Annotated in this window: 16 protein-coding genes and 1 tRNA gene; 14 read left to right on the top strand and 3 right to left on the bottom strand. The window is 50.4% G+C overall.

What is annotated here, in order from left to right:
- Positions 1 to 47: 47 nt before the first annotated feature.
- From DC28_RS01660 to lepA, 9 genes are read left to right on the top strand one after another with little or no spacing between them, the layout of a single operon-like run.
- The gene (locus DC28_RS01660; RefSeq protein ID WP_037544882.1) at positions 48 to 1,727 is read left to right on the top strand and encodes a hypothetical protein; all 1,680 of its coding nucleotides are present in this window, start codon (positions 48 to 50) and stop codon (positions 1,725 to 1,727) included.
- Positions 1,714 to 3,549: a S1C family serine protease gene (locus DC28_RS01655; RefSeq protein WP_156104532.1), complete on the top strand. Its 1,836-nt coding sequence runs from the start codon at positions 1,714 to 1,716 to the stop codon at positions 3,547 to 3,549. The genes DC28_RS01660 and DC28_RS01655 overlap by 14 nt, the downstream gene beginning before the upstream one ends.
- Before the next feature lie 45 nt (positions 3,550 to 3,594).
- Complete coding sequence (locus tag DC28_RS01650) at positions 3,595 to 3,930, top strand: STAS domain-containing protein (protein WP_037544881.1); 336 nt, start codon at positions 3,595 to 3,597, stop codon at positions 3,928 to 3,930.
- Positions 3,927 to 6,077: a chemotaxis protein CheA gene (locus DC28_RS01645; RefSeq protein WP_238565742.1), complete on the top strand. Its 2,151-nt coding sequence runs from the start codon at positions 3,927 to 3,929 to the stop codon at positions 6,075 to 6,077. The genes DC28_RS01650 and DC28_RS01645 overlap by 4 nt, the downstream gene beginning before the upstream one ends.
- 17 nt (positions 6,078 to 6,094) lie before the next feature.
- Positions 6,095 to 7,177, top strand: coding sequence for a protein-glutamate methylesterase/protein-glutamine glutaminase (locus DC28_RS01640; protein ID WP_037544879.1), 1,083 nt, complete (start codon positions 6,095 to 6,097; stop codon positions 7,175 to 7,177).
- A 17-nt stretch (positions 7,178 to 7,194) separates the two neighbouring features.
- On the top strand, positions 7,195 to 7,680 hold the full coding sequence (locus tag DC28_RS01635; protein WP_037544877.1) for a chemotaxis protein CheW: 486 nt from the start codon (positions 7,195 to 7,197) through the stop codon (positions 7,678 to 7,680).
- A gap of 1 nt (position 7,681) precedes the next feature.
- On the top strand, positions 7,682 to 9,880 hold the full coding sequence (locus DC28_RS01630; RefSeq protein ID WP_037544875.1) for a hybrid sensor histidine kinase/response regulator: 2,199 nt from the start codon (positions 7,682 to 7,684) through the stop codon (positions 9,878 to 9,880).
- A gap of 22 nt (positions 9,881 to 9,902) precedes the next feature.
- Positions 9,903 to 10,307 (top strand): response regulator, encoded by a 405-nt coding sequence (locus DC28_RS01625; RefSeq protein ID WP_037544874.1) that lies wholly within the window; start codon positions 9,903 to 9,905, stop codon positions 10,305 to 10,307.
- 47 nt (positions 10,308 to 10,354) lie between these two features.
- Positions 10,355 to 12,160 carry a translation elongation factor 4 gene (gene lepA / locus DC28_RS01620; protein ID WP_037544871.1) on the top strand — a complete coding sequence of 602 codons (1,806 nt, stop codon included), beginning with the start codon at positions 10,355 to 10,357 and terminating at the stop codon, positions 12,158 to 12,160.
- Positions 12,161 to 12,366: 206 nt separating this feature from the next.
- Here lepA and DC28_RS01615 read toward each other — a convergent pair whose 3' ends face one another.
- Both DC28_RS01615 and DC28_RS01610 read right to left on the bottom strand, forming a co-directional pair.
- Positions 12,367 to 13,851 carry a 6-hydroxymethylpterin diphosphokinase MptE-like protein gene (locus tag DC28_RS01615; RefSeq protein ID WP_037544869.1) on the bottom strand — a complete coding sequence of 495 codons (1,485 nt, stop codon included), beginning with the start codon at positions 13,849 to 13,851 and terminating at the stop codon, positions 12,367 to 12,369.
- Between the two features lie 118 nt (positions 13,852 to 13,969).
- Positions 13,970 to 15,496 carry a peptidylprolyl isomerase gene (locus tag DC28_RS01610; RefSeq protein WP_037544867.1) on the bottom strand — a complete coding sequence of 509 codons (1,527 nt, stop codon included), beginning with the start codon at positions 15,494 to 15,496 and terminating at the stop codon, positions 13,970 to 13,972.
- A gap of 329 nt (positions 15,497 to 15,825) precedes the next feature.
- Here DC28_RS01610 and DC28_RS01605 point away from each other — a divergent pair.
- The 4 genes from DC28_RS01605 to DC28_RS01590 all read left to right on the top strand — a co-directional run bounded on the left by DC28_RS01605 (position 15,826) and on the right by DC28_RS01590 (position 19,017).
- A tRNA-Pro gene (locus DC28_RS01605) sits at positions 15,826 to 15,898 on the top strand.
- A 371-nt stretch (positions 15,899 to 16,269) separates the two neighbouring features.
- On the top strand, positions 16,270 to 17,214 hold the full coding sequence (locus DC28_RS01600; protein WP_037544865.1) for a LysM peptidoglycan-binding domain-containing M23 family metallopeptidase: 945 nt from the start codon (positions 16,270 to 16,272) through the stop codon (positions 17,212 to 17,214).
- Positions 17,215 to 17,370: 156 nt separating this feature from the next.
- The gene (locus DC28_RS01595) at positions 17,371 to 18,318 is read left to right on the top strand and encodes a sigma-70 family RNA polymerase sigma factor (protein ID WP_037545124.1); all 948 of its coding nucleotides are present in this window, start codon (positions 17,371 to 17,373) and stop codon (positions 18,316 to 18,318) included.
- Between the two features lie 60 nt (positions 18,319 to 18,378).
- The gene (locus tag DC28_RS01590) at positions 18,379 to 19,017 is read left to right on the top strand and encodes an ATP:cob(I)alamin adenosyltransferase (RefSeq protein ID WP_037544863.1); all 639 of its coding nucleotides are present in this window, start codon (positions 18,379 to 18,381) and stop codon (positions 19,015 to 19,017) included.
- Here DC28_RS01590 and DC28_RS01585 read toward each other — a convergent pair.
- A complete protein-coding gene (locus DC28_RS01585; RefSeq protein WP_081941782.1) occupies positions 18,971 to 19,537 on the bottom strand; it encodes an 8-oxo-dGTP diphosphatase in 567 nt (188 codons plus the stop codon). The two genes, DC28_RS01590 and DC28_RS01585, sit on opposite strands and share 47 nt — an antisense overlap.
- A gap of 159 nt (positions 19,538 to 19,696) precedes the next feature.
- Here DC28_RS01585 and DC28_RS01580 point away from each other — a divergent pair, with 159 nt between their 5' ends.
- Positions 19,697 to 21,865, top strand: a complete 2,169-nt coding sequence (locus tag DC28_RS01580; protein WP_037544860.1) for a sodium-translocating pyrophosphatase — start codon at positions 19,697 to 19,699, stop codon at positions 21,863 to 21,865.
- Positions 21,866 to 21,935: the final 70 nt, after the last annotated feature.

Raw genomic sequence — 21,935 nt, 5'->3', positions numbered from 1 at the left:
CATCTATTCCCACTTCAAGAAAAGCACTGCCCAAAGGGTGGTGCTTTTTGTGTTTTTATCTTATCGCAGTAAGCTGGGGCCTCACCGGTCAAGAGGTTTCTGATGAAGGCTCCGTCAAGGCTATCAACCGAACCTTGGCCAACTACTACGCTGAACAAGCGGTCGAGTTGTTACGACGGAACGACATTGAATCAAGTAGGACTCTTGCCGAGGCAGGTGTGGAATTTGATGGTACTAACAGTGATTTGCTGCATGTCCTCGGGGTAACCTCCCATCAGCCGGTGAAGGATCGTATCGAACTATTTGAAGATGCGATTATATATTCCCGCTATCATCACGTTCTGCCCCGGGAAAGCCGTGAAGAGTTGATAGGTTTGTATGCCACAACAAAAAACTTCGACCGGGCATTTTATCACCTGGAGGCCTTAACTCAGCAGGAGATCCTGGAGTCTTCAGAGAGTACTGCCACTGCTTTAGAACTCATCCTTAAGGCTGGTAGAAGGGCGGATTTTCAATCCTTTATCCGGCAGGCCCAAGGGCGGTATCCGAACTCACTTAAAATCAGGGGATTGTTATTCCCGGATCATATTCCGCCTCGATTGAAGGAGGAGCAGTTCCTATCCTTGACTTCAACTGAACAAAAGGACTACCTGTGGTATCTTCGTAGATTCATCGAAAGACTTGATGCGGGACAAACCAGGGAGGAATGGATCAGGTTTTACTGGCAATCCGGCGGGCGTGACAACGGCGGTCTGGTTGCACTCTACCTGCAGGACGTTCGAGGGAATAATCCACGCATCTTGGCTGCCTTAGAGGAACATTTTTTCTCCCAGGAAATCATAGATAGGGAGGTTATAACCACAGTACTTGATACAGTCAGTGATGAGCAGGTTCTTAATCGGCTTAGAGCCTACCTTCTGGAAATGTTTGGCAATGGGACACGCCCCATGGTCTATGACAGCGATGGGGACAACCAGTATGACCAGTACTATTGGTATGATCAGGAAGCGCTCAAGAGATGGGAATACGATGAGGATCAGGACGGATACATGGATAGGGTTATTCAATTTGATTCTCGGCTTCCCGTACTGGTCCGGGTGAATCATCCTGGAGCTCACCATGAGTTTATTTTTTCCGGGTATCCCTATTTGGATAGGGTTCACTTTCGGAGCGGTGCATCTAGGGAGGAGACCTGGATTCTGCCGGGCCTGACTCTTCCCTGGAGAGCCGTGGATTCGTCCCTAGACCTAACCCGGTTTCAGGGGTTTCCAGGAAGCTATATGCACACCCTCGTTATGGGTGATACTTCGGCTGAGTCGATTGTACCGGTTGCGGAGAATCTCGCCTACCAACGGGTCCAACGATCTGCCGATTTCCTCAGGATAGAGTTCTTGTCTGAAGGTGAAATCACTGGGGTTGCGGAGGATCACCATCGAAATGGTTATTTTGAGATACAGCGTTTTGATAAGCCCCAAGGACTATCCGGGATAGATCAGGTCATCATGATTGACACTGAGGAGGACGGGAGATTTGAAATCATGCGGTTAGAACCTGGAGGCCTCGAAATCTACCAGCCAGAGCCCAGGGGTGAGTTAGAGGTTTTTATTCCCGCTGGACCATCACCCCCATTGCAGAGATATCCGATGATACTTGAGTCGATAAAAACCTCAGAGTTTCATTACTACCAAATACAAGCAGCATTGAGGAGCTCCCGTGACGAGAATTAAGCACATGGTCGTGCTGGGACTTGTAGCTCTCAGCATCTCCGCCTGTAGAACCTTTGTGATTGAACCGGGTACTGACGGTGGTAGCTGGAAATCGCAGCCGGATATTTCTATCATTTTTGATCAAATATCTATGCCCCTAGAGCGCATAGCCAAGGCTATAGCGTTGTTAGAGACCCAAAGCTTCCCGGATCAGGAACAATATCTTCATGAGGTAATACAGAAATCCGAGGCTGAACTACGCAGTACAAAGCCGTCCACCCATAGCCCAGGCTCAGATGACCAGCAAGCCCGAAGGAACCTGGCTCTGCTTGCCCGGTTTTTTCCGGATACTGTTCAATCTGCTCCGTTAACCCGGGATGGGGATGCTGAGGAAGAGGTAGAAGAGGCGTGGAGGGCTCTGGTAAATCGCGTTATGGCCAACGACGATCCTCCGGCCATGTTAGCCTACCAGTTTAAGTGGCTGATTCGAGAGCATCGCTCCCTTATCGAGAGAATTGAACAGTTACCATCTGAAGAAAAAGAGGTCCTGGTTGGGTTGGCTCGGGTTTTGAATGACTTCGAACTCCTGGAAATCCTGGGTATGGATGTTCAAGAAAATCAACCTGTCAGCCTTACCGCAAACCGGAGGACAACCGCTGTACTTCGGGCAGCCGTTACTGTGTGGGTAGATCAAGGAATGAGAATCGAATCAGGTATGGGGATACCTGATCAGGTTCTCGGCAGCGGATTTTTTGTCGATCCCCAAGGGTATATTGTAACCAACTACCATGTCATTGCTTCCCAGGTGGATCCTGCCTATAAGGGGGTTTCTCGACTGTTCATTAAGCCGTTTTCCGAATCATCCAATTCCCAATATCGGGTGCCGGCTAGGGTGGTGGGGTATGATGAGGTACTGGATCTGGCGCTACTGAAGGTTGAACTTGATCCTCCCGGGGTGGTGTCCCTTGATTTCTCTACCCGTTTTGAGCCAGGTGAATCCATGTTTGCCGCAGGCTCGCCGGGTGGACTGGAGAACACCCTTACCCTGGGAATCGTCTCGGCACTCGGACGCCGGTTTTTACAAATCGGAGAGGTTACCCAAATAGACATGCCGATAAATCCCGGCAATAGCGGCGGACCGATTTTTGAACCATCTGGTCGAGTAGCTGGGGTCGTGTTCGCGGGGATTGAGCAGTTTGAGGGGGTGAACTTTGCCATTCCAGCTCAGTGGATTTTTCCTATCTTCGGTGATCTGTTTACCCAAGGACCGGTGATGTATCCTTGGGCAGGTGTTGCTGCCCAGGGAAAGGGAAATGAACTTGTCATTACGTATATACATCCTACTGGTCCAGGGGCAGATATTCCCCTTAGGCCCGGCGATCGAATCACCTCGATTAACGGTCTAAGTATAACGAGCCTGCCGGATCTGCAGTATGAAATCATCACCAGGGATATTGGTGATATAGTTGTACTCGGTATTCAGAGCAAGAATGGTGAAGACCTCCAAATACCTGTGTTTTTAGAACAGCGACCGGCTATGCCCTTTGCCAAGGTGCTTTCTACAAAACGATTCCTGCAAAGCTGGTTTCCTCCCTTATTCGGCATGGAAGTTCAGAACCTCGGCGGATGGAACCCGAAATTTTCTATTACTGAGGTATTCCCCGATGGACTTGCGGAGTCTGCCGGATTGAGTGAGTACGATACCTTTGAATTGAATAACTGGATATACATGGAGGAGGACGAGGTAGCTGCCATCCAAATAAAGGTAAACCGTAGAGAAAAGGCGTATATGGATGAGCTCCTTCAATTGGCTACATATATATCCATAAACAGCTTTTTTTAGATTATACTAAAAGGGCGTGAAGCATCGTGTGTAGAGGAGTTTGTGATGAAGCGAGAATTATCTGTTCTGCCCTTGCCTCGGGATTGCACCATAGCCCATATTCCCGAGCTTTTAAAAACCTGTAAGGCCCTGATTCAGAAAAAAAGTCCGATCATGGTACAGACCGGGGACGTTGAATCCATGGATTTATCGGGAATACAGATACTTCTTGCACTCAAGAAAACCCAGGCTACACGGTCCCTAGAACTGGCGTTTACCGAACCGTTGTCGACGAGTTTTGTAAAAGCCCTCACCGATGCAGGTATTATCCAACAGGAACACTTAACCCCCCAGGAACTCGGAAAGATCTTTGATCAATGGGTAGAGGAGGGTATGGTATGAGTAAAACCGGGATGGATAAGTTTAAAGAAACCTTTCGAGAAGAAGCCCGGGAACTCTTGTTCGGATTAGAGCAATCGCTGCTTTCGTTAGAGGAAAATCCCGGTAATACCGAAGAAATCGGTGCCGTCTTCCGAGCGATGCATACGATCAAGGGCTCCGCAGCCATGTTTGGCTTTGAGCACATTTCGCAATTCACCCACGAATTGGAAACGATGTTTGATCAGGTCCGAAAAGGGGTAATCGCGGTTACTTCCGATTTAGTTACCGTCATGCTCGACGCCAGGGATCATATTCGTGAATTATTGGAACTTGACGGCCAACCGGATCCGGAGCTTGACGGTGTTTCAGAGCAAATTATTACAAAGGTACGTGATTTATGCGGCGTAGCTTCCCATGATGAGGAAGATGAGACAGCTGTGGTGGCCGCCCCGTTACAGGAGGGGGAAGGGCGGCACGACCATCCGGGTGGAAGAGAGGACTCCAGGGAGAGTTCATCCCTGACCACATACCGGGTGCAATTCAAACCGAAGCCGGAGATTTTCCAGAACGGCACCAGACCATTAAACCTGCTTGCAGAATTGCGCGCCTTGGGTGAAAGCACCATTGTACCCTACGTACATAGCCTGCCCAGCTTACAAAAGGTTGATCCTGAGGTTTGTTACTTTTCCTGGGATGTTATTATAACCACCCATGCTGGAATACCTGAGATTCAGGATATTTTTCTTTTCGTTCAGGATACTGCGGATGTAGAGATTCGGATAATCGATCATCCCCAGGATAACCAGGATGCAACGGATTTTCGTCTTGGACAAATTTTGGTAGAGCGTGGGGTTATTGACGATACCAGGCTCAAGGAGGCCATTAAGCTTCAGAAACGGATCGGTGAGGTACTCATCGAGCAGGGTCTGTCATCCCGGGATGTTCAGGCCGCTCTGGAAGAACAGGAACACATCCGTCGAACAAGGCAAAAACTGCAGCAGGAAAGTGCTGCCAATTCAGTCCGGGTGAGCAGTGAAAAACTGGACAGTCTCGTGGATCTGGTTGGAGAGTTGGTTACCCTGCAGGCTCGGCTCAGTCAAACAGCAGGAGAGGGGGACAACCCAGGACTGAAACTCATCGCCGAAGGGTTGGAACGGCTCACTGCGGAACTGCGAGACAGCACCATGAGTATCCGGATGCTCCCCATTGGCACTACCTTTACCCGGTTTAAGCGACTTGTACGTGATCTGTCAGCGGATCTTGGCAAGGATATAGATTTTCATACCGTGGGGGGTGAGACCGAATTAGATAAAACGGTAATTGAACGCCTCAATGAGCCGTTGGTACACCTCATCCGAAATAGCATTGATCATGGTATTGAGCTGCCAAATATCCGTTCATCCACGGGAAAACCGGCCCAGGGCACCCTGACTCTCCGGGCTGAACATTCAGGGGCAAGTGTTGTAATCACTATAGAGGATGATGGAAGAGGGTTAGATGCCGAACGGATCAAGAAGAAGGCGATTGAGCAAGGCCTTCTACCCAGTAACGCTGATTTACCCGAGACGGAACTATTTCAGCTGATTATGGAACCCGGTTTTTCCACGGCAGAGCAGGTTACCCAGGTTTCCGGCCGTGGTGTGGGTATGGATGTGGTTCGACAGGAGATTGAATCCCTGGGTGGAAACCTCAGAATTGAGAGCAGGATAGGTCAATATACCCGAATGATCTTGGAAATTCCCCTTACTCTGGCTATTATCGAAGGCCTTTTGGTTCATACCGGCGGCGAACACTACGTGTTTCCCCTATCTTTGGTTGAAGAATGCCTGGAATACTCGGTTCAACAGCGGCAGAGCGGTAAAGGCATTATGCGGCACCGTGATGAGGCCCTCCCCATCCTAGATCTTCGGGATGTACTGGAGGTGCCTGGAGATAGTCCGGTACTCCAACAGGTTGTGGTCGTGCATTCTGGAGATCAAAAGGTCGGTGTCATTGTGGATACTGTCATCGGAGATCATCAGACGGTGGTGAAGAACCTCGGCAGGCTCTACCGGGATGCTGAGGGGGTATCGGGAGCTACGATTCTGGGGGACGGATCGGTGGCTTTAATCCTTGATGTAAAGCGTCTGGTCCGGTTGGCTGGGCAGATTGAAGCAGAGAGCAGATAAGGAGCGATGGAGATTCCATGATCCGAGTGTTAATTGTCGATGATTCAGCGGTGGTACGTGAGACCCTACGTGAACTCCTAGATGCGGAACCCGATATCGAGGTGGTTGCGACGGCAGCCGATCCGGTGGTTGCAGCTAAAAAGCTGGAGTCAATCATTCCCGATGTAATCACCTTGGATATAGAGATGCCACGGTTGGATGGTATCACCTTTCTGAAGGCGTTGATGAGTCAACATCCCCTTCCGGTTGTTATCTGTTCATCGAAAGCGGAGGGTGGAAGCAATAATGCCTTACGAGCCCTCGAATTAGGGGCGGTTGACATCATAGAAAAGCCGAAGGTCGGGACCAAAATATTCTTAGAGGAAGCCAGAACAAGGATTGCCGATACAATCCGGGCAGCAGCCAAGGCAAAGACGGCAATTACCGGTAAGCCTGTGGCGTCGCTGCCGCGGATGGAGGTTAAGCCGAAGCTCACTGCTGATGCTGTATTGGAGCGGGGAAGGCGGAGCCAAGCTATCGAGACAACGGAAAAGCTCTGTGTTGTTGGTGCGTCAACGGGGGGGACCGAGGCATTACGAGAGTTTCTGGAGGCGATGCCCTTGGACTGCCCGGGTATTGTGATCGTGCAGCACATGCCGGAAAAATTCACTGCAGCCTTTGCGCAGCGGCTAAATTCCCTCTGTACGATTACCGTGCAAGAAGCCAAAACAAATGACCCTGTCTTGCGGGGTACGGCGTTAATCGCGCCGGGCAACCGGCATTGTTTATTAAGGCGCCAAGGCGCCCGATATTTTGTGGAGATCAAGGACGGCCCCCTGGTAAGCAGGCACCGCCCCTCGGTGGATGTATTATTTAGATCTGCAGCGAATTATGCAGGGAAAAACTGTATAGGTGTAATAATGACAGGAATGGGTGATGACGGGGCGCGGGGAATGGAAGAGTTAAAATCAGCGGGTGCGTTTACCATTGCCCAGGATGAGGAGTCAAGCGTTGTGTTCGGTATGCCGAAGGAGGCGATAAAACGGGGAGTAATTGACCGGATTCTGCCTCTGGACAAAATTCCCCAGGGCGTTTTAGAGGCAGTACATACCATCTCATAATAAGCGGGAGGATACCTATGGCGGATAATATTGTACAAAAAAATCAGTACCTAACCTTTGAATTAGGTAGAGAGACCTATGCGATCGAGGTTATGCGAGTAAGAGAGGTGCTTGAGCTCAACGACCTCACCAGGATCCCAAAGATGCCTGAGTATATGCGGGGTGTAATTAATCTTCGGGGATCCGTAGTACCGGTATTGGATTTGAGGTTGAAGTTCGGCCTTGAGCAGGCAGAGAAAACCCTCGATACCCGGATAGTTGTGCTTGAGGTTGGGGTTAATGGTGAGGAAGTGGTGCTTGGCGCTCTGGCCGATAAGGTAAATGAGGTTATAGAGATTCCAGAAAATCAAATTGACCCCGCACCGCGTATTGGAACTCGATTGAAGAATGAGGTTCTCCAAGGGGTTGGAAAACGAGATGAGCAGTTTATTATTATTCTGGACATCGATAAAATTTTCTCTGCCGATGAGATTGATTCAATAATCGAAAGGCAAGAAGGATAGGATGAATCAACCCCTGGTGGTGTTCGTTGTGGGGACTCATCACCCGAATGAAATTTCTGAAAACCTAAAGAAACGTATTGATTCACTCGTGAAATTATTGCTGCCCGGGGAAACTATAGAATATAGCGCGGATTGGAAGGGTGATGCCCTGCGTCCCTATAATCTGCATTCTCAGACACTAACACCGGAAATATGGGTAGTACCGAGTTCTCTGGATATTACTGAACTACCGAGTCAGGAATGCTGTATTCGGGCGGAAGCAATGGGATTAGTGAGTATTCTCCTGAACGGTGAGGAAGACCAGTCTTTAGAATCCCAATCCATCCGTAGGTATATCCGAAGTATCTCCTGGGAGACGTTTTCTGAGGATGAGATCCTCAAGGGTGAGTGCCGGCTAACCATGCCGGTGTTTTCCTCCCACCAGACCGATAGGGATGATATAGAGTACCGTAGACGCTTATTGGCTGCCTTCACCCATGAACTCCGCACACCCCTGAATTCCATACAAGGAATGACTGATTTATCTCTTGAGAAGGTACAAGATCCGGAGGTTCGTGATTTTCTCGGTGTTTCCAAAGATGCTGTTTCTCGGCTGCTGGTATTAATAAACGACATCATTGATTATTCCAGAATGAGCGAGCAAGGGGTATCTGTAAAACCAGCGCCTTTTGAGATTACCAATTCCCTAAAGACCCTCGTAATCCCTTGGATCTATGAATGCAAGAAAAAGGGGCTTCAATTTTCCCTACATATCGACCCTAAAATACCATCACAAATACTGAGCGATGAGGAACGAGTACACCAGGCCCTGAATAACCTTATCAGTAACGCTGTTAAATTTACGGAAGCTGGGTCCGTTTCCCTACACGTAACCCGAGGGGCTTCCGAGCTTGTCTTTATTGTCCGAAATACGGGAAGAGAAATCCCTGAGAACCGACGTAAGAAAATATTCGAGCCTTTTTATCAGGCTGAGGGGGGGAGGAATCGTGGTTTCGGAGGGACGGGCATAGGCCTTACAATTTCCACCCTTATCGCACAGTACCTCCGTGGGAAACTCTCCTTAGAATATTCCACACCCCTGGAAACCTCTTTTATGTTTCAACTCCCGGTTCACAGAGAATCTGCCTCTCATACCATTGGTGATGAAATCCGGAAGCGCCTCGAGGATATCGGATCATGTACGGTTGGGGTGATCTGCGATAACAACAAACAGCCCTCGGGGCTCATTGCATGGCTCAAGGAAGCCTTTGAGGGGGTGGAGATTGTATTTACACCAGAGGAATCAACCATGGAAGGGAGGGAGTCCCCTGATTTACTATTCCTGAGTAGTGAGCTTGAGCTGGATTCACCGAGGCTTAGATCCCTGATACATTATACCGCTCGACCAATCGTTTTTGGTTCAACGGGTCTGGGATCCCGGGAATTGCAATGGCGGAGAGTTAATCCCCATGGCTTGTTTTTACCGATATCTGCATCGGTGGAGGATTTTACAACAACCATACATCAGGCACGGGATATCCCGGTTTCAGAGGACGCTTTGGATGCAAAGAAGTTCTCCGGCCAATTGGACGGAGTGCGAGTTCTGGTTGTGGAGGATGATGGGATAAATAGGCTGGTATTCACGAAGCACCTAGAAAAGATGGGAGCCTTGGTCTGGGAAGCAGGAAATGCTGAAGAGGCTATCGCTATTCTTCAGAGTGAAACAGTGGATATCTGTTGCTTGGATATCGGGCTCCCTCGGGTAAGCGGATTTGAGATTGCCAGGCGAATTCGGGATGGCGAAATTGCCGGGGTTGCACGGCAGTTGCCTATTATCGCTGTTACCGCCTACTCCTCCCACGATGATGCTAGGAAAATGTATTTAAATGGGATTAACGCCATTCTGGTTAAACCGGTACGGGGAGCGGCTTTAGAAAGCAGTATAAGTCAAATCCTTCTGGATTTTCAAAAACCTGATGATCAACTGGATCTTTCAGGGCTTTGCTCCAGAGCAGTCGCCCTGGTGCGTCAGGGTAAAACGGAATTAGTGGAAAAGTCCATTGCAGTGTTAAAGCGGCAGGTTTCCGGGGATGAGGAGGGGGAGGTTAGACGCCTGCTGTTTAAGCTTCTGTTAGCGGTACGTCGGGATGATATCGCCGGCGTCACGGATATAATTACCCAGATGGAGCCTCTGGTGCAGTTTGATCAAGGTGCCGAATAGTGAAGGTAAAAGGAGTACAGCAATGAAAGTGTTGGTGGCGGAAGATGATTTTGGTTCTCGGAAGGTTATCAGTACGTTGTTACGAGAGATTCCCGGTGTTGTATTGGATCTTGTAGTAGACGGTAACGAGGCTTTGGAGGCATTCAAATTAGCTTGGCAGGAAAAAAAACCGTATAATTTGATTCTCATGGACATTATGATGCCTGGGCTGGACGGTCAAGAGGCATTGGTTCAGATTCGCGATGTTGAAAAAACCATGGGTCTTCGGCAGAAGGACGAGGTTAGGGCGATTATGGTAACAGCCCTTGAGGATCCAAGTAATGTTATTCAAGCGTTTAACAAGGGGGGGGCAACCGGGTACCTAATAAAGCCCATTCAGCGGGATAGTCTATTCGAGGAAATCCGAAAGGCCGGATTTGATATATAGGTAATCCAGTTGCACTTGCCAGGGTGAATGCGGTATAGTCCCCTTAGATGATTACCCGAGATAAAATACGAAATTTTTGCATTATTGCCCATATTGACCATGGAAAATCAACCCTTGCTGACCGGTTTATACAAAAGGCAAAGATAGTTGCTGATCGCGATTTTAAGGATCAAATGCTGGATTCCATGGATATTGAGCGCGAGCGCGGCATCACAATAAAATCCCAGGCAGTGACGCTTCCCTTCGAGAGTGAAGACGGAAGTATGTACGAACTCAACTTGGTCGATACTCCCGGCCATGTGGATTTTACCTATGAGGTGTCTCGGGCCATCTCATCCTGTGAGGGCGCACTATTGCTGGTGGACGCTACCCAGGGAGTGGAGGCCCAGACCTTATCAAATCTGTATCTTGCCTTTGATCATGGGCTCGAGATCATTCCGGTTATCAATAAAATAGATTTGCCCGGGGCTGATATACCTGGAACACTCAAGCAGATAGAAAAGGATCTTGGTCTGGATCCCGAGGATGCCGTGCAGGTTTCTGCAAAAATGGGAATTGGCATAGAAGATCTTCTGGAGGCCATTGTCCAGAAGATTCCCGCCCCCCAAGGTGATTCCGGACAACCCTTGAAGGCTCTGGTATTTGACTCCCACTATGATCCGTTCCGGGGCGTAATTGTACATATTCGTGTTTTTGAAGGCCAGCTGAAGGAAGGTCAGACGGTAAGTTTCTATTTTAGCGATGCTGAATACGATGTAGAGGAAGCAGGAAGGTTTAGGGTAGGGTTTGAAAGAACTGGAGTCCTCGAAGCCGGTGAGGTTGGGTACTTCCTTGCCGGAATAAAAAATATATCAGACATACGTGTGGGAGATACGGTAACCGGAAGTAAGCACCGCTGTGATGCCCCCCTGCCGGGATTCCGGGAGGTAAAACCGGTGGTGTATTCATCCATATACCCGGTAGATTCCAATGATTACGAAGAGTTAACAAAATCTCTGGAAAAATTGAAGCTAAACGATGCATCGTTGATCTATGAGAAGGATGCTTCGGTAGCTCTAGGGTTCGGCTTCAAATGCGGTTTCCTGGGGATGCTCCATCTTGAGGTGGTGCAGGAGCGTCTGGAACGGGAGTTCGGCCTATCTATTGTACTGACGGCCCCATCGGTGCGGTACCGGGTTATTACCAAAAATGATGAGACGTTATTTGTGGAGAGTCCCCAAGAGATGCCCGAACCCGGGACAATTGAGACTAGCTACGAGCCGTATATCAAAGCGGTTATTATCACCCCCACAGATTACCTTGGAAACCTCATGAATCTCTGTGTTGAGAAGAGAGGAATCCAGACAGAACTGGTCTACTTAACAGAGGTTCGGGTAGAGATCACCTATGAAATGCCCTTAGCGGAGGTGATGTTTGATTTTTATGACCGACTAAAGTCGTTGAGCCGCGGGTATGCGTCCTTTGATTATGAAATGTTGGATTACCGAGCTACGGAGCTGGTGAAACTTGATATCCTGCTCAACGGGAAAATAGTTGATGCCCTATCTCAGCTCGTATTCCGGCACAGCGCGGCCCCGCGAGCCCGGGCCATCTGTAAAAAACTGAGGGACGAAATTCCCAAACATCAGTTCAAAATTCCGATCCAGGGAGCCATCGGCTCAACCATAATCGCCCGCGAGACCATTACTGCGCTACGCAAGGATGTGACCGCGAAGTGTTATGGCGGAGATATCTCACGGAAACGCAAACTCCTGGAGAAGCAGAAAGAAGGTAAGAAGAGGATGAAAATGGTGGGGAACGTCGAACTACCCCAGAGCGCCTTCTTATCAGTCCTGAAAACTAGCGAAGAATAAACCCGAATCCGGGTAATCCATCGGCTACTTCTCTCGGGTCTTTGAGGCGCAAGGGGTTGTAGCCTTCGGCGCTCCTGGTCAGATCTGTGACGTGGTCATTGGACGGGGCAATTGGATCGAGTGCTCTTTTCTAACGTTTGGACACTTGGCATTGGTCACCCGTACCAGAAGTGGGCTGGGTCTTTTTGATGTGAACCCAGGGTAGGTTAGGTTGATCGCGTTCTCCGGAATGCTCCCAAGATGTCTTGGGTCCGTGCAATTCGGCCGAGGGTCCATGATCTATGGGTGAAAATTTCTGCGAACGACCAGCTCGGCGGCAGGGGATAGAATAACCAATCAAGTTCTTGGAGAAGGGCAAGGGTGCGTTGTTCTGTATTATCTGAGGCTGTACGCAGAAGAGCCTGCAATTCAGCAAGCTGCTCTAATAATGTTGAAAAAAAATCAGATAGCGGGTCAGCCTCTGTTTTGGTACCTGGTGTTTCCTGGTCTATTCCTTGGTCCCCGGAATTAACAGCGCTCGCCGGGGTGTTTACATCCGCTGTGGATAGTTTGAAAAAATCTATGGAATCAAGGTGGGGGAAAGGCCAGGTACGGAGGCTGGTTAGCACAAATACCGGTCTGTTACACCTCTCGGCGAGGGAAGTAAATAGGTTGAAGTCCCTGTCTTGAACTCGGCTTGAAGAATCCTTGGCCGGGGGCGGCTCTAACGGGTGCAACCGGCTTTGGTGGTATTCCCTGTAGCGATGGTGGAGGCTGCCACGACTCGGGGCGACAGGATAGGAAGGAACAAAATCGACTCCTGCCAGTAGGATGGGATTATCATCATTCCTGGCGATGAAATGGTGGGCGATGTAGTACCCCAGGGTACTTACGTTGCCGAGAGCAGGCACCTCAGATATCCAGGGGAACGCGGCATACAGGGTATCCAGGATAGGGCTGTTGCAGAATCTACTAAGAAACCAGTGGACATTTTCCCGGGGGAGAATTCTTGCTGCGCTGGGAAAACTTGAAATGTCCGCGAAAATTACCATGGACGAGAGGGACTTCCGCTCCCGATCAGAGAGGGGAAGGAAATCATAGATATTCCACATCTGTCCCTCAAGTACAATCAGGGCATCGGGAATGATTCCTTGTTGAAGCAAGATTGGTAGGGCCGTATCTACGGCGAGAATAAATAGGCTTGCTCTATATTCATGGATCAATGGGATACTCCGCGCAAGAGACGGACCGGCGCCACATAGAAGAACCGGCAATGCGGTTTGCTGCTGAGGTATCGGGGAGTTTCCCCATTCTCCAAGGTATGACAGGTTCCGAAGGATATTGCCGATCCATCGGTCCCCCAGCACCATTACGCTCGGCGCATTGGCCCAGTATTGTTCGAAGGCCTGATAGAAGAGCTGTTGAATTTGGCTAAGGTGTCTACGTAGGCTGCCCAAGCGGCCTAGGGATTCTACACAGACCCTCCGAAGACCACGGAAGTTGATTCCTATAATCTTTTCTTGAATCGTTTTTAGATCCGCACCTAGGTATTCTAAACCGGGTATGGCGGGTAATTGTTCAGGATTTCCTACAAAAAAAACACGTGAGGTGGGGTGAACCGTGATAAGAAATTCTTGAATCTGCACGAGACACGGGCTTCCAAATACAAGAATCGCACATTGGGGCTCGGTGTGGCTTGCCATGGCCTTCATGCATACGCTCCAACTGTTAGATCTCCGGACGATTGGTACGGATAAATAATAGGGCCGCTAAATATCAGCGGCCCTAGTCTATCAGGAAACATCAGCAGTGTTATGGGACTAAACTGGATTAATTGCCCATCACAAGCTGCTGAAATGCCTGATCAAACCGGTCGGTGTATACCTCAGGATCAAGATATACCCGCTCGAGCTCAGCACCCAACCAATCCTGAATAATGTATCCAGCGAAGGTTTTAAGGTAGTTGAGTTCCTCCTCTTCAACAGTCCGGGTTGAATTAAGTTGGGCTACTATGATCTCACCGCCGAGAGCGATCGGTTTTGAAATTTGCTGATCCTCCAGTGAAAACAGTTCCAGGAAAAACTCTTCGTTGTTTCCGGTTCCAGCAATTTGGTTGCCCTCTGCGTCCTGTACAGTGGGAAAGAGGGCTACGGAACCGTAGTTGATAGGGAACTCGTTGGTTTTGACAGTCGAGATGCCACCTTCCTGAGCGGCTGCTACAAATCCACGGTTCTGGGCTGCAAGGAGAAAGGAATCTGCCTCGGAGCGGAAATAGTCCTCAATACGCTGGGAATCGAACCGGGAGATGTATCCACGAACCCGCTGCATTTCCCTGTCGCTTTCAGGATCCAGGGATCGTATCTCTGAGTCCAGCCGGTAGAAACCAAATCTACCGTTTCTAGTTTCAACTATGTCTGTCAGGGAACCCCTGTCTGCCGAGAAGATTGATTCTGCTGATTCTTCATCGGAGAATTCTGCCTGAAAGTCGTAGAAAATGACCGCTCCCCGGGATCCACCCTGAGCAGCGAAGCCATCGGTAGAGTACTCTCGGGCGGCTTCCTGGAAATTTAATTCCTCAGCCTTTATTCTCTCTAGAAGTACCTGGGCTTCTTCTCGTGAATTCAGGGTAATGCTGGAAATCTCCCTAACCCGAAATGTATCCGGGCTCTCCTGGGCGAAAGCGATAATCTCCTCAGCGGGATACTCAGCGAAGGGAAAACGAGCCAGGGTAAAGCTGCGCCGGTCCGCTCCCATCCGGGCGATAAAATCACTTTCAGGATCCGAAGGCTGGGCAGCTTGTAAAATGCTATTGATGACTTCTTGGTGTATCAGACCGGCATGGGTGGTCTCCCGAAGTTGAAGTCGCTCTACATTGGAAACCGAACGGTAGCGTTCAGGGCTAAACTCACCGTTTTCAAAGAATCGTGGGTTCTGTGCCATAGCCTTATCCACAGCCTCCTGGGTGACCCGAAACCCAGAATTCTTGGCCTCCTCCAGAAATGCGTAATGCAGCAGGGTTCGTTGGAAGGCGATACGCCATATTTGATAGATGGTCTGAATAGAAGCATCCTGGCCGCTCTGAGCGAACTCCTGGGCCAAGGCCTGTTGCTGCTGGGCAAAATAGCTTCCGGGGGTATATTCAATGGAATTTCCGTAAATGGAGCCAAAGGAAACATTTTCGGCTTGGGGTGAAAATATGTTTAAACTCGGCCCTGCCACGAAGGTTACGGCAATTATCAGGAGGACAATAATGGAGATGATGTATACCACGGGGTGTTGCAGGCGGCCCTTCGGGCTCCTCTTAGCATCAGAATTTTCCCCCGGGAATTTTTGCTTTTTTTGCTGCTCTTCAGCCATAGAATAATCCTTTATTGATTTAAATCATGGGATGGTAAATTGGTGAAAACAATACCATGGTCACCATGGGCTGTCAATCAATCCGAACCTGTCGGAGGGGTAGAGTCAGAAGCAGGATCCAGGGGAGGGTAAGCTCCGAACCATGGGGAGGAAGGAATTATCGGATCGTTCCACAAATTGCCTCCAGGAATTACAAGCGCCGGGCAAGTAAAATCCGACCGAATTCCAGGATTTTGGGATTCTCTGTCCGGACATCAGTAGTTCGCGACACGTGCGGATTGACAGTATTCCCATATTCCGGTAGGTTGTACTCCGATCTTATACATTTTCGGGATGTAGCGCAGTGGCTAGCGCGCCTCGTTCGGGACGAGGAGGCCGCGGGTTCGAGTCCCGCCATCCCGACTATAAAGCGTTACGAGATAAAGAATTAGAGAGCCGCCGAAAGGCGGCTTTTTTGTTGTTAAAAAAAGTGTGACGCAATAGTGACAGGGTTTTTAATGTTACCCCATGGAATGATTTGAGAGATAATCTGAAGACCAGATGATAGGAAACTCGATTCATTCCGCCGCTATAAAAAACCATCCCTGGCCCCCCCCAGCATCCCCCACGCACCGCAAGGTTGGATCTGGGACAGAAGGTATGGGCGTGTACCCCAGTATCCCCCATGCGCCGCCAAGGGGGCTGTTTTTATGCCTTTTCCTAAAGAGTCGACCGGGGCAGCCGATGTTAATGAATAGACCCATGTCCACAAGGACCCCCTGGAGTGAAACAGTATGCGGCAACTTTCAAGAGCCTTCATCATCGGTTCTTCTGTTATAGCGATGCTTGTGTTATTAGTCCCTGCAGTCTTGCCTGAGCAGGTATACCATCAGGTTGAACCCGGCGATACCCTGTACAGCATCGCACGGATGTACGGCACCGAGGTGGAACTTCTCAAAACCCAAAACGATATCAGCGATCCTTCTAAGCTTTTTGTGGGGCAGCGGCTGGTAATTCCCTCCACCCACCAGGTCCAAGCCGGGGATACCTACTACAGTATAGCCCGGCGCTACAATATGGGTCTCAATGAACTTCTGGAACTCAATAATGTAGATCAAAACTCCGTCTTGCGGGTTGGTACGGTATTAACCGTCTCGAAGGCTGCCCAGCGTTCCGGGGAAACGGGTAGCCGCGGTCAGAATTCTTCAGGCCAGGGTGATTCCAATGCCCCCAGGGTCGTGACGCCTTCGGATAATCCCGGAAAAAGCCAAGATAAACCGGATTCCCAGGCTGCCGGAGCTGATCGGAGTCAGGAGAATCGGGCGAACATTCCAACCTCCAGTTCGGTAAGCGGTACAATGTTTGAGTCCCAGGTCTATAGGGACGAGACCGGTACCTCCTGGCCGGTGGAAGGGGATCGTTTTACCTTTTCCGGAAAATTTCCGGGCATATCCATCATGGGGCAGCGGGGGGCTCCGGTTTTGGCGGTGACCAGCGGCAGGGTTATTTATTCTGGACCGCATTCCACCCTTGGGCAGGTAACCTTTGTGCAGCATCCCAGGGGGTATATCTATATCTACGGGGGTAACGAAACCCTTTTGGTTTCCACCGGCGATGAGGTTAAGACCGGACAACAATTAGGAACCCTGGGCATCACCCCTGTCATCCAAAAGCCGCAGCTCTATTTTAGTGTTTGGAAGGATGGCAGTTACGTGGACCCCGCATCAGCACCACGGTAAATACGGTCGTCGAATCACCCTGAAACCATCCATAAGGACCCTGCCTCACAATACTTTAACTTGACTTAGGAATGATCCTCAATTATCATTTTCGTGGAAGGTACGCACATGAAAGAAGCACATCAGTCAGTGGTCCCCGCCCTTGCCGGTCCTCAGATGCTTGAGGACAATCCCTCCCAACCAGCAGGTTATGATACAGATCTTCTTGCCCTCTATTTGAAGCAGATCGCCCACTATCCTCTGCTAACGGTAGACCAGGAGCGGGAAATCGGCCAGCGAATTCAGAATCTCCGCCAGGCGTATAACCAAAGCCGGAAGGAGTATGAGGATTCTCAGACCCGGGAGTCCCAGGATGCGGTAAATACATTGGAATTCGCCCTCCGGGAAGAGAAGAATAAGATGATCAACGCAAATCTGCGGTTGGTTGTCAGTATTGCGAAGAAATTCCAACACCGCGGTCTTTCGCTTCTTGATTTGATTGATGAGGGGAACATCGGCCTTATCGAAGCTGTTGAGCGTTTCGATTATACCAAGGGCTGCCGGTTCAGTACCTATGGCACCTGGTGGATACGCCAGGCGATTATTAAGAGCCTTGCTGATAAGGGCCGGGTCATACGCATCCCCATTCATATGCTCAATACCATAAAAAAATGCTACTTTGTTGCCAAACATTTAACCCAAGAATTGGGCCGCGATCCGGATGTCCATGAGCTCTCCTCCTACCTGGATATGCCGCCGGACAAGATTAAGGACATCATGAAATTGAGCCAGGAGACCGCCAGTTTAGACACAACGGTGGATGATGAGAACATGACCTGTCTCGCCGACCTTATTATGGATTCTAATACCGAGGAACCCTTCGAGATGGTCTTCCAGCTGACCCTCCAGGACACCCTGGACGAGGTTCTGCGTCAGCTCTCCGATCGCGAGATGAAAATCATACAGCTTCGGTTCGGTCTGGCGGGCGAGGGGCCATTCACCCTGGAGGAAACGGGTAAATACCTCGGCATTACCCGGGAGCGGGTACGGCAGATCCAAGAAAAGGCCATGAAGAAGCTGCGTGGGATGAGCAAAATTAAGGAATATCAAAACTACACCGTGTAGGTCAGCCTCCTATACGGTCGAGATGACCCGGGGCTAATGCGGTAACAGACGGAGACAAGAGTGACTGATTTTTCTACCATAACCACCCGGGGTGGTGATGAGGGTAAGAGCAGCCTCATCGGAGGTGAACGACGGTTCAAATCCGATGAGGTTTTTGTCATTTTAGGGGATGTCGATGAGCTCACCAGCGTTCTGGGTCTGGCCCGGGCGTCCATGAGCCAGTACATCCAGGAGTACCATGCCGGGGGAAGAGCCCAAAACACCGCCATGGAGTACCTTAATCACCTGGAAGATTACCGAACCCGAATTCATACCGTCCAAGATCTACTGCAAAAAATTGGAGGACTGTTGGCCCTGCCCATCCATAAGGCGGATACCCTTGGCCCGGAGTACCTTGGGAGCGGGTATGGTGAAGATTTTTGGAGGAAGCAGGTTGCAGTTATTGAGGAGTGGCAGACCCAGGATATCGGCGAAATACATCTTCGCGGGTTCATTCTGCCCGGTGATACCCTGACGGGGGCTCACCTGGATGTATCCAGGGCGGTGTGCCGGCGCCTAGAGCGCGATCTGGTCGGGTATCTGGGGTGGTTGAACCTGGGCTACCTAAAGGTACCCCAGCAGTTTATAAATAGGTTGAGCGATTGGCTTTTCATTATGGCCCGGTGGCTTGAGCAGAATAATCCAGAGGAAGGGGCCTAGGGGATTTAAGCGGTAAAAAATCAACCCGGCCGGAGAGCATGGTGTCTCCGTCAAAGTCGAACCACCCGGCGATATGAAACCCCTGAATCACCAGAGGCAGCCAGAGGGGATCGTCCCGCCACATGGACTGGTAGGGGATGGAATGCAATGGGCACCAAAAGGGGTCAGCCTCATCGGTTTCCCGGGCAATACCCCGGTAATCGTAGGCCCAGAAGACCTCTCCGTACAGGCTGTACCCATCCATAAAACGGAACCGTAACTCCCCGACCTTGTGTGGATTTAGGGGCGTCAGTCCGACTTCTTCCTGGCATTCCCGGATGGCCGCCTCCCGGAAGCTCTCTCCTTCCTCTAGCTTCCCTCCCGGGGCGTTGATCTTTCCCTTGCCAAGTCCGCGTTTTTTATGGATTAACAGTACCTCGTCGCCGCTCTGAATAAACATTAGTACAGCCCGCTCCTGGGGAGTCCATTGGTGCCAAGATCCGAGGTCATGATGCCCCGAAGGTGGTGAAAAATCTGACATAAAAATCCCTTTTAATTTTAATTAACTAAAAATAATGCCCCAAGAACCGAGAATTTTCATTGCGGGAACAATCCTTCAATGCTATCATTCTACCAGAAACTTGGCAGAACCACCAGAAACCCCCAACAGATCCCCTGGGATCGGAAAGGATGAAACGGTATGATTGGAATCCTAATTGTTGCCATTGTCGGTGCTCTTAGTTTTGCAGCAATCAACTTCTACGGTGTTAAGCGCATGGATGCCGGAACGGACACAATGAAGGAAATTGCCTCAGCCATTCAAGAGGGTGCCGATGCCTTTATTCGCCACGAATACAAGGTGATTTTTTCCATTGCGGTAGTCATCGCGGTGGTTCTCGGCATTCTGGTTAGCTGGTACACCGGTGTAGCCTTTATTCTGGGAGCAGCCATGAGCGCCTCCGCCGGATGGGTCGGTATGAAAATAGCCACCATCGCGAATGTCCGGGTTGCGAACAAGGCCCGGGAGACCTCAAGTCTCGGCCAGACCCTGAAGGTTGCCTTCCGGGGCGGTTCGGTAATGGGGCTAAGTGTCGGCGGATTTTCCCTTCTCGGCTTGGCAGGCGTGTATCTGGTATTCGGCGAGCTCATGGGCCAGATGAAACCCGCAGCCCTGCAGGTTGAAGCAAACTGGATTGGTATCAACTTTATTCCCTTTACCATGACCGTTTCCGGCTACGCCCTGGGTTGTTCCATTATTGCCATGTTCGACCGGGTAGGGGGCGGAATCTACACCAAGGCCGCTGATATGGGAGCCGACCTGGTTGGAAAAACCGAAGCCCATATCCCCGAGGACGATCCGCGGAACCCTGCTACCATCGCCGACAATGTTGGTGATAATGTGGGTGATGTCGCAGGATTGGGTGCCGATTTATTGGAGAGTTATGTAGGATCGCTGATCTCCAGCGTCGTATTGGCCGCCTACATGTTTTACACACTGCCTTCCGCTAAGCGGGTTGTCAGCGACGAGTTTATCTCAGCGCTTATCATGTTTCCCTTGGTGTTTGCCGCCATCGGTGTGATTGCATCAATCCTCGGAATTCTCTTCCTCATAACCAAGAAGGTCAGTGACCATCCCCACCGGGAGCTCAATCTATCGGTGTTTGCCGCCGCCGGATTGACGGTAATCGGAACGGGGGTATTTACCTATCTGTATTTGGGTGATTTTACTGCCCAGGAGGTTCTGGCCATGGGCTTTAACCTCGGATTCATGAGCCCCTGGATCGCGGCGCTTCTCGGTATCGCCAGCGGAATCCTGGTAGGGCAATTAGCCGAACGCTACACCAGCTACGATTTTAAACCGACCCAGAATGTGTCGGCAGCGAGCAAAGAAGGAACTGCCCTCAATATAACCGAGGGAATGGCCACCGGAATGAAATCCACCTTCTTTCCGGTAATCGTTCTGGCTGCCGCCGTTATCGGAAGCTACTTGGTTGCCGGATTGTACGGCGTCGCCATGGCAGCCATCGGAATGCTCAGTTTTGTGGTTGCCACGGTATCGGTAGATACCTACGGCCCCATTGCGGATAATGCCGGAGGAATCAGCGAGATGTCCAAACTTGCCCCTAAGGTCCGGGAAATCACCGATGAACTGGACTCCGTTGGCAATACAACCGCTGCCATCGGAAAAGGGTTTGCCATCGGTTCGGCATCCTTGGCAGCCCTTTCGCTCTTCGCAAGCTTTCTCTATTCCCAGGTAACCCCCGAAGAATTCGACGGATTCACCCTTATGCTCAATATGATTGATCCGCTGATCCTCGCCGGAGCCCTGGTGGGTGCAGCGCTTCCCTATTTGTTCTCGGGAATTCTCATCGAGGCAGTGGCGAACGCAGCCAGGAAGATGGTTCAGGAGGTTCGGCGCCAGTTCAAGGCGGATCCGAAGATTCTTACCGGTGAAAGCAAACCCGATTACCGGCTGTGTATCGAAATTTCCTCTGCCGGTGCCCTCCGGGAAATGAAGCTGCCTGCGGTTATTTCGGTACTGACCCCGATCCTTTCGGGCTTCCTCTTCGGGCCGACCTTTGTAGGCGGGCTTCTGATCGGTACGACCCTGTCTGCGATTCTCCTCGCCCTCTACACAGCCAATGCCGGCGGTTCCTGGGACAATGCCAAGAAATACATCGAGCAGGGGCATCATGGCGGTAAGGGCTCCGAGGCTCATAGCGCAGCAGTTATCGGGGATACCGTGGGCGATCCTCTCAAGGATACCGTCGGTCCTTCTTTGGATATTCTGATCAAGATCATGTCGGTGGTTTCCATCATCATGGTTTCCATCTACCAGAAATACAATCTCTTCGATCTATTCAAGTAGGTTTTTAAAAGGTGATTGTAATGCCAGGACTCCGGGTGCCGATCCGCCGCAACGCGTCAGGCCGCCGGGG

Origin of the sequence: Spirochaeta lutea (assembly GCF_000758165.1) — a bacterium.
In the GTDB taxonomy this organism is placed as follows: Bacteria; Spirochaetota; Spirochaetia; order DSM-27196; family Salinispiraceae; genus Spirochaeta_D; species Spirochaeta_D lutea.
This window is presented reverse-complemented; position numbering and strand designations above follow the sequence as displayed.

Coding starts and splice junctions, on each gene's coding strand:
- DC28_RS01650 (WP_037544881.1), top strand. CDS start 3,595: ATGAAGCGAGAATTATCTGTTCTGCCCTTGCCTCGGGATTGCACCATA.
- DC28_RS01645 (WP_238565742.1), top strand. CDS start 3,927: ATGAGTAAAACCGGGATGGATAAGTTTAAAGAAACCTTTCGAGAAGAA.
- DC28_RS01640 (WP_037544879.1), top strand. CDS start 6,095: ATGATCCGAGTGTTAATTGTCGATGATTCAGCGGTGGTACGTGAGACC.
- DC28_RS01635 (WP_037544877.1), top strand. CDS start 7,195: ATGGCGGATAATATTGTACAAAAAAATCAGTACCTAACCTTTGAATTA.
- DC28_RS01630 (WP_037544875.1), top strand. CDS start 7,682: ATGAATCAACCCCTGGTGGTGTTCGTTGTGGGGACTCATCACCCGAAT.
- DC28_RS01625 (WP_037544874.1), top strand. CDS start 9,903: ATGAAAGTGTTGGTGGCGGAAGATGATTTTGGTTCTCGGAAGGTTATC.
- lepA (WP_037544871.1), top strand. CDS start 10,355: ATGATTACCCGAGATAAAATACGAAATTTTTGCATTATTGCCCATATT.
- DC28_RS01615 (WP_037544869.1), bottom strand. CDS start 13,851: ATGAAGGCCATGGCAAGCCACACCGAGCCCCAATGTGCGATTCTTGTA.
- DC28_RS01610 (WP_037544867.1), bottom strand. CDS start 15,496: ATGGCTGAAGAGCAGCAAAAAAAGCAAAAATTCCCGGGGGAAAATTCT.
- DC28_RS01600 (WP_037544865.1), top strand. CDS start 16,270: ATGCGGCAACTTTCAAGAGCCTTCATCATCGGTTCTTCTGTTATAGCG.
- DC28_RS01595 (WP_037545124.1), top strand. CDS start 17,371: ATGCTTGAGGACAATCCCTCCCAACCAGCAGGTTATGATACAGATCTT.
- DC28_RS01585 (WP_081941782.1), bottom strand. CDS start 19,537: ATGTCAGATTTTTCACCACCTTCGGGGCATCATGACCTCGGATCTTGG.
- DC28_RS01580 (WP_037544860.1), top strand. CDS start 19,697: ATGATTGGAATCCTAATTGTTGCCATTGTCGGTGCTCTTAGTTTTGCA.